The 11126-nt window shown below is 46.5% G+C and carries 14 protein-coding genes, 1 pseudogene and 1 other annotated feature; of the genes and pseudogenes, 4 read left to right on the forward strand and 11 right to left on the reverse strand.

The window, feature by feature from the left end; all coding sequences use genetic code 11:
• Positions 1-138 precede the first annotated feature (138 nt).
• Together BLW34_RS13575 and BLW34_RS13580 are read left to right on the forward strand one after the other, a co-directional pair.
• Positions 139-516, forward strand: a complete 378-nt coding sequence (locus BLW34_RS13575; protein ID WP_090580666.1) for a helix-turn-helix domain-containing protein — start codon at positions 139-141, stop codon at positions 514-516.
• Entirely contained in the window at positions 491-1150 is a 660-nt protein-coding gene (locus BLW34_RS13580) for an IS630 family transposase (protein ID WP_090580669.1), read from the forward strand. The genes BLW34_RS13575 and BLW34_RS13580 overlap by 26 nt, the downstream gene beginning before the upstream one ends.
• Positions 1151-1215: 65 nt before the next feature.
• Here BLW34_RS13580 and BLW34_RS17115 read toward each other — a convergent pair whose 3' ends face one another.
• From BLW34_RS17115 to BLW34_RS16230, 8 genes and pseudogenes are all read right to left on the reverse strand, one after another.
• On the reverse strand, positions 1216-1338 hold the full coding sequence (locus BLW34_RS17115; RefSeq protein ID WP_256203805.1) for a hypothetical protein: 123 nt from the start codon (positions 1336-1338) through the stop codon (positions 1216-1218).
• 368 nt (positions 1339-1706) lie between these two features.
• Positions 1707-1979, reverse strand: coding sequence for a hypothetical protein (locus BLW34_RS15805; RefSeq protein WP_177166048.1), 273 nt, complete (start codon positions 1977-1979; stop codon positions 1707-1709).
• Positions 1980-2124: 145 nt separating this feature from the next.
• A pseudogene (locus BLW34_RS13590) lies at positions 2125-2358 on the reverse strand (IS3 family transposase); the annotation flags it as partial.
• 15 nt (positions 2359-2373) lie between these two features.
• A complete protein-coding gene (locus BLW34_RS13595) occupies positions 2374-2625 on the reverse strand; it encodes a hypothetical protein (RefSeq protein ID WP_143037940.1) in 252 nt (83 codons plus the stop codon).
• Positions 2488-2603: a sequence feature (AL1L pseudoknot), on the reverse strand. (Overlaps the previous gene by 116 nt.)
• Positions 2626-2734: 109 nt before the next feature.
• On the reverse strand, positions 2735-2884 hold the full coding sequence (locus BLW34_RS17510; protein ID WP_177166049.1) for a hypothetical protein: 150 nt from the start codon (positions 2882-2884) through the stop codon (positions 2735-2737).
• A gap of 75 nt (positions 2885-2959) precedes the next feature.
• A complete protein-coding gene (locus tag BLW34_RS16575; protein WP_218138864.1) occupies positions 2960-3337 on the reverse strand; it encodes a sigma 54-interacting transcriptional regulator in 378 nt (125 codons plus the stop codon).
• Between the two features lie 136 nt (positions 3338-3473).
• Positions 3474-4547, reverse strand: a complete 1074-nt coding sequence (gene corA / locus BLW34_RS13605; RefSeq protein ID WP_090580682.1) for a magnesium/cobalt transporter CorA — start codon at positions 4545-4547, stop codon at positions 3474-3476.
• Positions 4548-4759: 212 nt separating this feature from the next.
• On the reverse strand, positions 4760-4918 hold the full coding sequence (locus tag BLW34_RS16230; protein WP_177166050.1) for a hypothetical protein: 159 nt from the start codon (positions 4916-4918) through the stop codon (positions 4760-4762).
• Positions 4919-5635: 717 nt separating this feature from the next.
• Here BLW34_RS16230 and ovoA point away from each other — a divergent pair.
• Positions 5636-7747: a 5-histidylcysteine sulfoxide synthase gene (ovoA, locus tag BLW34_RS13610; protein WP_090580685.1), complete on the forward strand. Its 2112-nt coding sequence runs from the start codon at positions 5636-5638 to the stop codon at positions 7745-7747.
• Positions 7744-8934, forward strand: coding sequence for a MalY/PatB family protein (locus BLW34_RS13615; RefSeq protein WP_090541955.1), 1191 nt, complete (start codon positions 7744-7746; stop codon positions 8932-8934). The genes ovoA and BLW34_RS13615 overlap by 4 nt, the downstream gene beginning before the upstream one ends.
• Before the next feature lie 5 nt (positions 8935-8939).
• Here BLW34_RS13615 and BLW34_RS13620 read toward each other — a convergent pair whose 3' ends face one another.
• The 3 genes from BLW34_RS13620 to BLW34_RS13630 all read right to left on the reverse strand — a co-directional run.
• Positions 8940-9227, reverse strand: a complete 288-nt coding sequence (locus BLW34_RS13620; RefSeq protein ID WP_177166051.1) for a hypothetical protein — start codon at positions 9225-9227, stop codon at positions 8940-8942.
• A 206-nt stretch (positions 9228-9433) separates the two neighbouring features.
• Entirely contained in the window at positions 9434-10930 is a 1497-nt protein-coding gene (gene nhaC, locus BLW34_RS13625) for a Na+/H+ antiporter NhaC (RefSeq protein WP_256203806.1), read from the reverse strand.
• Between the two features lie 91 nt (positions 10931-11021).
• Positions 11022-11126 (reverse strand): transposase (locus BLW34_RS13630; protein WP_143037941.1); only part of this gene is annotated, 105 nt, incomplete at its 5' end.

Here is an 11126-nt window from a genome sequence, read left to right on the forward strand (position 1 = left end):
GTTATTGTGATTAGGTGCCACTCAGCGAATTCCATCAGGGACAAAGGCAATATGCCTTTATAAAAAGTCCGGATGTATGGCAGCAATCTTTACTTTCTCAAAATCATTAACTGAAAGCTTGGCAAAAAGTGGGCGTCCATGTATGCCCATATTCTTGCTGCGCTGGATCGTGGCATTCCCGAATCCCAGATCATGGCGGTTCTCGGCATCGGGCGAACAGCCATCTGGCGCACGCGTAGCGCATATCTGGAGGGTGGGCCGGGATATGCTCTGCACGACGTGGCGAGGCCAGGCAAGCCGCCTCGGTACGGCGCGGACGTCGAAGCGCAGGTTTCTGCTCTAGCATGTTCCACGCCGCCGGCAGGAGCTAAACGTTGGACGCTCGAATTGCTGGAGCAGGCCGCACGAGCGCATGAGGGAATTGGGCCGATCAGTCGTGAGACTATCCGTCGGCTGCTAAAAAAACTGCATCAAGCTGTGGCGCAAACTGATGTGGTGCATTGGCACTCTGACTGAGGAATACCGGCAGCGGATGTGCAATCTGCTGGATCTCTATGCCCGTCCGTTCCAGGCGGAAGAACCTGTCGTCTGCCTGGACGAGAAAAGCAAACAACTGCTGCGCGACACGCGAACTCCGCTGGCGCTCAAGCCGGGTGTGCCTGCGAAGCACGATTACGAGTATGTTCGCGCTGGAACATGTAACTTGTTCGTGGCAGTCGAACCCAAAAGGGGTACGCGCACGGTCATCGTCACAGCGCAGCGCGCCAAGACCGATTTCGTCTCCTTTGTCCGGCACTTGCTTGAGCAGGTGCACGCCAAGGCGCACTGCGTTCACTTGGTCATGGATAACCTCAACACCCACTTTCGTCGTTGTTTCGAGGAAGTGCTTGGTATTGAGGAGGCAGAGGTGCTGCTGCGCCGCGTCGTATTCCACTACACTCCGAAACACGCCAGCTGGCTCAACATGGCGGAGATCGAGATCGACATCCTTGATAGGCAGTGTCTGGATCGACGCTGGCACGACCGCGACGCGCTCACTGCTGAGGTGGATGCCTGGCAACAGCGGCGTAATGCCGAGCGCCGATCGATCGAGTGGACGTTCACTCGACAGGATGCGGATCGAAAAATGCAGCAGCATTATGTTTCGTAATTAATATGTTGTGATACTAGGGGTTTGTCACTAATGGAACTTGTCCTTGCCATAGACCTTACTCGTTAACTTTCTTCCTTATCCAACCACCTTGCCGGCTGCCTTCCCCAGCTCACTCCGCTGCCGTTTATTCCGGTTACCCCACTTTCGTAGTGCTTTAGGTACTCTTCAGCCGTCCGACGACTCATGGAGCTTCGCTTTCCATTTCACTTTCGTTTATAGGATCGCTTATCACAGTGCCACCTGCAAATCCCATGAGCCCTCCTGGGGTCACGCATTGATCTTCCATACCGTGCCATCCGCACACACCTTGGTTTGATGGGTGAATGAGAACACCTTCGCCTCCATAATGCAGGTTCGACCTTGCCCCATACATGGACGCCCAAATTTTTGCAGGGCCTTCAATCTATGATTTCAAGAAAGTAAAGATTGCAGCCATACATCCGGACTTTAAGTAAGGTAAATCACCTTTGTCCCTGATGGAATTTGCTGAGTAGCACCTTATAACTCGTTTTTAATGCAACATTACCAATACGCTTCTATTCAATCATCACGATCAATGCGCTGCCCAGCGCACACTACAAGTTGCTCCGTCCCTTGGTGGCGCATGGCTACTGCCGGCCTCGCCAGTTTGGCTTGTGCCTTTCGCTTGCCATCGCCACCGAAGGTTCCTGCAGTTCAACGTAAGAGCCCGGATCATGCTGACGCTGCCTCTATGCCGGACACCGCCTGTCCCGTAAGCAGGTAACGGCCAGACTGCTCCCGGAGTAACATCACCCTCCAGTTTTGATGTCATTTGAGTGGCTTCGACACTTGAACAGCAGTTCACGGTTGTTCTTCTTCATTGATCCATACCTGATGCATCAAAGCACCTTTTCCATAACGCTCACGACCCAGGCTTTTGACCAGAGCCGCTCATGGTGGTTTGCAACCTGCTCCTGCAAGCCGATTGCGAGGGGCCATACCCTCACCTCTTACGCCGCTTGCTGCGGCACACTGATATCCGCCACCCACAGCTGATGTGGCCGGGTTGCCGCGAATTGCCGGTTAACTTTATCTATTGGCCGGGCAAGTAAGTCATCTGCAATCGTTGTCCAACATCGTCTACCACGCCTGATACCTTGCAATCCAAGTTTCTTCATCAGCCGTTCAACGGTGCAGCGTGCAACGCCAATGCCTTCTCGTAGCAACTGCCGCCAGACTGTGTTGGCCCCATAAACTTTTTAATTATTCTTCCATACACGCTGTATGTCGCTTTCAAGCTCCTTATCCCGCTTGATGCGATCAGGCAATCGATCAGGATCTCGTTCGCGCGCTTTGTGTTCATAGTAACTCGCTGGGGCAATCTGAATTTGCTTACAGATCGGTTTGACACCGTACTGTTCTTTATGTTGATCGACAAATATCACCATTACTTCGGTCGGCGGTCGAGCGTCCTTTCGCAAAATAAGCCGATGCCTTACGCAATATCTCATTGGCACGCTTTAATTCCTGATTTTCGCGTTCCTAGCTCCTTGAGCCTTTCACGATCCGATGTCGATAGAGGCCCACACGAATACCCTGATCGATCTCCATCCGCCTTACTCACGTCCGCAGTGTTTCCGATGTGCGGCCAATCTTCGCTGCAATCGATTTAATCGCAGACCATTGCGATCGATGCTCTTTTTGCTGCTCAAATACCAGTTTTACTGCTCGTTCCCGTACTTCCAGTGAATAACTGATTTGATTCTTCATCTCCTCCTCCTCTCAAATCATTTTATCTCCGGAAAACTCGGGACGATTCAAATATCTTTATTTAACCCGAATATTTCATAAATTGGCGCGTGCCACCAATTCCTTTCCTGCGCCTGTTTCACCTTCGATTAAGACTGGTATATCACAACGTGTCATTTTCTCAATATGCCGAAGCATTTCAAGAAATACCGGTGATCTCTCTATCATAGTCATGGGCACTCCTTTCTTTCTCAGTGACCACCTGAATACCCATAGAATAACACCAACAAACGTTAGATTTTGTGAAGAAACTCGCACTACTGAGATAGTTATCCTTATCACACATCGAATCCCCAACAAACCCTTTTCAGTGGCCCGTATGTGTTTGGAAATAATCTTTCTGGTGATGGGAACAGCCCGGCAGCTGTAATCAGCATTTTTAACTTGCTGAGTGGTAATTGCAAATTCAGTCATGCCTGCCTCCCCATGTGGGGGGCATTATTCTAACGGTTCTGTCACTTTGGAATATTTGGCAAATTCCCTTTTGTTAAGGGATGCCATCTTGGCAAACACCTTCAACTTTGCAGTCTCGTGGGTAACTCTCGCAAGACTATATCCACTTCTTTTTCCTAAAGTAGACAATCATGATCACACTCAGCCCGATCATGATTACCCACACCAGCAAATAGCCATATTCCCATTCAAGCTCAGGCATATGTTTAAAGTTCATGCCATAAACGCCGGCTAGAAAGGTCAATGGCATGAAGATGGTCGCGATAATCGTCAATACCTTCATGATTTCGTTCGTCCGGTAACTGACATTCGAGATATACAGATCAAGCATGGTCGTAAGCATATCCCGGTAAATCTCGACACTGTCAATGGCTTGCACGACATGATCGTATACATCGCGCAAATAGGGAGTAGTCGCCTCATGAATCAATGGTGACTCCCGCCGCGCCAGGGACGAGATAGCTTCGCGCAACGGCCACACTGCCTTATGTAGAAACAGGAGTTCCCGCTTCAACTGATAAAGTTGTTCAATAACAATCCTGCCAGGTCGAGTCATCAATTCCTCTTCCAGAAAATCAATCCTGTCACCCAACTTTTCGAGAATAATGAAATAGTTATCGACCAAAGCATCCAACAGCGAGTAAGCAAGATAGTCAGCATCCATCTTCCTTATTTTCCCTTTGCCAGTGCGTAGGTGATCGCGGGTTAAATGGAAAACATCTTTTTTGATATCTTCTTGAAATGAAAGCAGAAATTTATCACCAAGAATAAGACTGATCTGCTCTGGAACGATTCTGTTTTCCATCTCGTCATAAGAAAGCATCTTGAGAACGACAAATAGATAATCGCCAAAATCTTCACATTTAGGCCGCTGTACGATGCTCATCAAATCTTCGGTAACGAGGCGATGAATGCCAAAACTTTCACCTAATTTTTCAAGCAAAATCGGATCATGTACGCCATCCACATTGATCCATGTAATAGTAGGTTTTAGTTTGTAGAGCAAGCATTCATCCACTTGCTTTAGTGTGCGCTCCTCAAAGCTCTGCGCATCGTAGTCTATGAGCGTGATATTAATACCATTTTTCACCTTCTCCCCTGTGTACAGCAAGGTCTCGGCGGGTAAGCCAATCTTTTTTACTCTGCGTTTAGTTGCTCTGGATATACGCATCAGGATACTACCCGAAAGAATCAATCACAATTTGACGATTGCATTTTATGAGGGATTACATTGGCTTTGGAGGCGGATAAGCTTACGCTATCCGTCAATACTCATCTCACCACACCCTGAATAAACGATACAATCGCTCTACGACGTAGTAAAAAACATTAAAGATGGGCGAATAACAGTTCGCTTATCCGCCCCAGCTACTTCAAATAAAATTAATCCAGCCCCAAAGAACTGAGCGTAATTTCAGTCTCTTCATAATCCTCTTTGAGGAATTCAATTTCATCGACTATCTTCACGACTCTGCTAACCGGAATCATGTCATCGGTCATATCATCAACATCAATATCATCAAAAGAAAGTTCTTTGTCCATTGCAACAAACCTCCTTACAACAAATAAAGATAGTAAATTAGTATCACATAGATTTGCTGCATAGAGTAAAAATAATGGGCGAATTATCCCCACAATTTGAAGATTTATAGAAGAAAAGTGAACGCATGATCACCCTATAATAGGGCAACTTAAACATTGCTGGCGGAGAGCACTTTAGCCCTGCTTGGTGACATCAGTCAATAATGGACAACTGCTGATGTGAGCTACCCATGGCCAGCGTTACCGGCGTCTTGCTCTCAGGGCGCAAAGCTGCGCCAGTTTTCTTCAGCACGAAATCGCTATCGCGTGATTAGGCTAATAAAAGCGCTACCACTGCTTTAGCGACGTGAAGCTTCTTCTCAATTTCCCCGATACCAACGACGACCGGTGAGGATTCGCTTATCTACAAACACCGACTATTCCTCTGCCTGTAGTCGTTGTATCAGTCGAGCAGCAATGGGAAAATCCTTTCTTGAATAATAGATAAAAGTATCGCTCATGCCAATTGGCTTCTAATTTTGTCAATTATCTCAGTACACTTTCTCCGGCTACTTACTTTATAAGCATCTACATGTCATTATTATAAGAAATCCTGCGGCTATAAAGCAGCATTGTGATATAAAAAAGACTTTTCCCCTGTTCATATATGATCTCTAAAGTCTGAGAGAGTATAATATTTGCTCCGAAAGTTCCGAATAAGCAGGTTGTTAATATTTTATGTCCAAAAAACTTTTTCAGAGAACACCGATACTCGATGGTAATGACGTTAATGCCAAGCGTGAGGAAATACGATCCTATTTTCATACCACACTGGATTGTTATGAACAGCTTTTCGAAACGTTACGCAATGATGAAGCTTATTACATTAAGCCGATCACGCTACGGCATCCTCTGATTTTTTATTTGGGACATACTGCCACTTTCTTCATTAACAAATTGATTCTGGCTGGTTTGATTACCGAGCGAATTAACCCCAAGATGGAATCGATGTTTGCAGTTGGGGTGGATGAAATGAGCTGGGATGATCTAGATACGACGCATTACGATTGGCCTGCCGTGGAAGAAGTACGGGCTTATCGACGCAAGATGCGTAGCATCGTTGACAAGTTAATCAGCGATACTCCGTTAACCCTGCCGATTGGTTGGGATAGCCCTTGGTGGACGATTGTGATGGGAGTGGAACATGAGCTTATCCACCTGGAAACTTCTTCAGTGCTGATTCGCCAGCATGCGCTCCAATATGTTCAACCCCATCCGGACTGGCAGCCCTGCCGTAAAACCGAAGTCGCGCCGGATAATCAGCTCGTCACTGTTCCAGCTGGCAATGTACAGATAGGCAAAAATAAAGCTGACCCAACATACGGATGGGACAATGAATATGGACATCACTCAGCAAAAATACCTGCTTTCCAGGCGAGCCGTTATCTGGTCAGCAACCAGGAATTTCTCGCTTTTGTTGAAACCAATGGTTATGGTATAGAGGATTATTGGGAAGAAGAAGGTCGCAGTTGGTTGCAGCATACTCACGCCCAATACCCGACTTTCTGGCTCAAACAGGACAATCAGTGGCGTTTCCGCCTCATGACCGAGGAAGTGCCGATGCCCTGGGATTGGCCGGTGGAAGTCAACTACCATGAAGCCAAAGCTTTTTGTAACTGGAAAACCAAAACCACCGGCTTGCCGGTACGTTTGCCCACCGAAGACGAGTGGTACCGACTGTACGATGTGGCAAATTTATCTGAAGTGCCTCATGCCAGTCCAGCTGTCGGCAATATTCATCTCGATTATTATGCTTCCAGTTGCCCAGTGACTGAGTTTCCTCAAGGTGAGTTTTTCGATATTGTTGGCAACGTTTGGCAATGGACGGAAACGCCGACCTATCCATTCGAAGGATTCGACGTTCATCCATACTATGATGATTTCACCACGCCTACTTTTGATGATAGACACAATCTGATCAAAGGCGGTTCCTGGATTGCGTGTGGCAACGAATCATTAAAATCCTCGCGTTATGCATTCCGTCGTCATTTCTTCCAGCATGCCGGGTTTCGCTATGTTGTCACCGACACCCCTGCCTTCCAACCCAGCTCCCATTATGAAACAGACAAATTACTGTCCGAATATGCTGAATTTCATTATGGCGATAGTTATTTCGATGTACCTAATTTCCCGGCTACCCTGGCCAAATTGGCTATTGCTGCTATGGGCAGCAAACCAGTACGGAAGGCGCTCGATCTGGGATGTGCATCAGGGCGCTCCACGTTTGAGTTGGCAAAGCATTTTGATCATGTGACAGGTGTTGATTTTTCAGCCCGCTTCATTAACCAAGGTGTGCAACTCGTTCAGCAGGGTGTGTTGCGTTATACATTGACGGATGAAGGCGATCTAGTTTTTTATAAAGAGCGTACGCTCGCAAGCCTGGGTCTTGACGATGTCAAGCACAAGGTCGAGTTTTTCCAAGGAGATGCCTGCAATCTCAAGTCTATTCTCACTGGCTATGATCTCATCCTGGCCGCCAATTTGATCGATCGTTTATATGATCCGACCAAATTCCTAGCGAACGTACACAGTCGTATCAATCCGGGTGGGCTGCTATTGATTGCCTCCCCCTATACCTGGCTGGAAGAGCACACTAAACGCGAGGCTTGGATCGGTGGCGTCAAGCGAGCTGGCGAAAGCTTTACGACGCTGGATGGCTTGAAAGAAATACTGAGTAGCCATTTCAGACTGATTCAGGGGCCGCAGGAAGTGCCTTTTGTCATTCGTGAGACCAAGCGCAAATTCCAGCATACCTTGTCGGAGGTGACCATTTGGGAGAAAGTCGCGTGAGTATTCAATTCGATCGCGACATCCAGCGGGCTGGAACGAGCAGCACAAAGTTTGATGAGCGTCTGGGGATATTCGGCAATGCGAATGTAATGCCATTATGGGTTGCCGACATGGATTTCGCCGCTCCCGCCGAAGTTACGCATGCATTGATCGAACGTGCCACACATCCTATATACGGTTATACGCTTTTTCCTGATAGTCTCTACGAATCACTCATCGATTGGTTAAAGCTGCGCCATCATTGGCAAGTGGAGCGCGAGTGGATCATTTTAAGTCCTGGGGTTGTCCCTTCGCTAACAGCAACGATCATGGCGCTCACTCAACCCGGTGAACAGATTATTGTCCAGCCGCCGGTGTATTTCCCTTTCTTTTCCGCAGTAACCAAAACTGACAGGCAATTGATGCTCAATCCATTGCGCCTTGTAAATGAACGATACACCATCGATTTCGATCAATTGGAACAAGTTGGCGAGAATGCGCGCATGCTACTATTCTGTTCTCCCCACAATCCCGTGGGCAGAGTATGGAGCAAGTCTGAGCTTGAGCAACTTACTGAAATGGCTAGCAAGAATAATTGGGTGATCATTTCCGATGAAATTCATGCTGATCTGGTATATCCAGAAAACCAGCATCATCCCCTGGCAAGCCTGGCCGAGAATCCCGAAAATATCATTACGACTATTGCTCCAAGCAAAACCTTTAACATTCCCGGACTTCATCTGTCTGCTCTCATCGTACCGAATAAAATCCATCGTGCTGCAATCACCCATTTCTTTGACATGATTCATGTCAGCGCTGCCAATCCCTTCAGTATTGTTGCATTTGAAACCGCCTATCGAGAAGGCGCGAAATGGTTGGATGAATTGATGGTTTATCTAAAAAATACACGTGACCATGTCAGCGCGTATTTATCCGAACACTTGCCATGCATTCAATTGATCAAGCCAGAAGGGACGTATCTCCTTTGGCTGGATTGCCGCGCACTTAACATGAACGATAATCAGCTCAAGCATTTTTTTGTTCACGAAGCTGAAATTGGGTTGAGCCCTGGCGTTTTATTTGGGAAGAAAGGTAGCGGTTTCATGCGCATGAATATTGGCACTCCCCGCCACAATATTATGGCAGCACTTGAAAATATCAGAAAAGCTTACAACCGGATAAAGATAAGATCAGGAAAAATATTATAAAACGACTATCTTTGTAATTTACCAAGAAACATTGCGATATTAGAACTGTTCCATGGCAGGATATCCTCGTCTCTCAAAAGATCAGGGAATTTCTTGGCTGACATTTCACAAGCTTCATCATCACCAATCAGCAAAATTTTCATCTTGGCTTCAAAAGCGCAGCGGAGTTCCCATAATTGCCCATCAGCCCGAACGGTATTTGCTGTAATGATGCCAATCGCCCCATTACATCCTCTGACTTTTTCCCGGCATTCCTCTTTCCATGCACTCTCCCAAGATTTTTTTTCTGGCATGAAAACGCTTGTGAGCTCCGGGCTCTCTTTGTTTATCTGCTCTATAAGCTTATCCCTAAGATCGGCATCCTTAAGCGCGAAACTGATGAAAACCTGATTAGTTGACTCCATTTTATTCCTCCCTCACTTGTAATCGTTAAGAGATACGAATCTACATCCCTTCCAGCCTCTTTCCCGGCTGCGCGGAAAATATAGCATTCACCCACTCAAGCGTCAACGCGATTACGCTGCAGTAACCCTATACCCAGACCAGCCATTACAATAGAAACTAGAGGATTAATTACATTCAAGAAAGCATACGGAGCATAATCTAATACCGGAATCCCCAGTGTTGCTGCATAAAAAGCCCCTGCGGTTGTCCATGGAATCAACGCTGTTGTCATGGTAGCGCCTTCTTCCACAGACCGAGATAGCATTGCACTATCAAGTTGCGCTTTATGATAAGCATCCTTAAATAATTGACAATTCAGAATGATCGAAAGATATGCCTCTCCCATTCCCATATTGCTGATTAGCCCGGATAGTATCGTAGTTGTCATGAGGGTGCGGGTACGCTTAATACGCGCGATTATGCGTTCAAGAGCAACGGAAAGAAATTTTGCCTGATGCAAAATACCTCCCAACGCTAACGCCATCACTGATAACAGCAGCGTCCAGGCCATACTATAAATACCACCCTGACCAAGCAATGCGTCGATATTTTCTATGCCAGTGGTACCAGGATTATTGAGCCAAAGCGCATTGAAGACATCGATGGTGTCTCTTTCTTGATAAAAAATAGCAATCATCATGGCGAGTACGATACTGCATGACATGCTAATTACCGGGGAATATTTTTTGATGCTCATACCAAACAGGCATAACAACGGTAATAATGTGATCCACAGATTTAACTGAAATGTACTTTTCAGTACAGTCTGAATAGCCGTTATTTCCCCTGCAGGTAATGCATAATCCGAATATTGCAACCCCACCAAAATATAAATGATAAGTGTTAGCGCATAGGCTGGGAAGGTGGTATATAGCATGGCATGAATGTGGCGGTAAAGATTTGTGCCAGCGCTCATAGCCGCGAGATTCGTCGTATCTGACATGGGTGATAACTTGTCACCAAAGGTTGCGCCTGACACAATCATACCGGCTACGATTGCTAACGGAATTCCGATGACCTCGGCAATACTAATGAGTACTACTCCTATTGTTCCTACTGTACCCCAGGAAGTACCCGTCGCAATCGACATGAGACTACATAAGATTAATCCAGACGCAAGAAATACTACAGGGCTGAGCAAATCCAACCCATAATACAGGAGGCTGGCAATTGTGCCACTTTGCATAAAACTCGCGATCACCATCCCTATCAAAACAAAAATGTAGATTGCAGGGAGCGCACTGCTGATCCCTGTCTTCATCATGCGGTGAATATCTGTGAAGGTATAGCCAAGGCTAGCTGCATGCACACCCACCCATAGCAAACAAATAAAAATAATGGCATGAATATAGATCTCCAAGATGAATAGCCCTAATGAGATCATTAAGAACACACCGAGTAAACAAATGATAGTCTGAAAAAGAGATGGTTCTTTGAGATCTTTCTGCTTGTTAATATCGATCTGCCTCATTTTTTGCTCAATCATTGCCCATCTAAGGAGTTCCCTGAATAAGTCAGTCAGATAGTAGGAAAGGAAAGGAATTGGTTTCACATTTTTTCCTACCCATGAAACAGTTTAAGAAGCTGTCTGGTAAAACATTAGACGCATTTTGCAAGTGTTATTTTCATCATGGCGATTCGAATCATATTTTCGCAGTGCCGGGCAGGATCTCGAAGTCCTTGGATAAACGGCGAAAATTGCCTAGCCAGGAGAACGTGCGTTCGACCACCCACCGCTTCGGCAAAAC

The sequence above is a fragment of the Nitrosomonas sp. Nm58 genome, from assembly GCF_900107335.1.
In the GTDB taxonomy this organism is placed as follows: Bacteria; Pseudomonadota; Gammaproteobacteria; order Burkholderiales; family Nitrosomonadaceae; genus Nitrosomonas.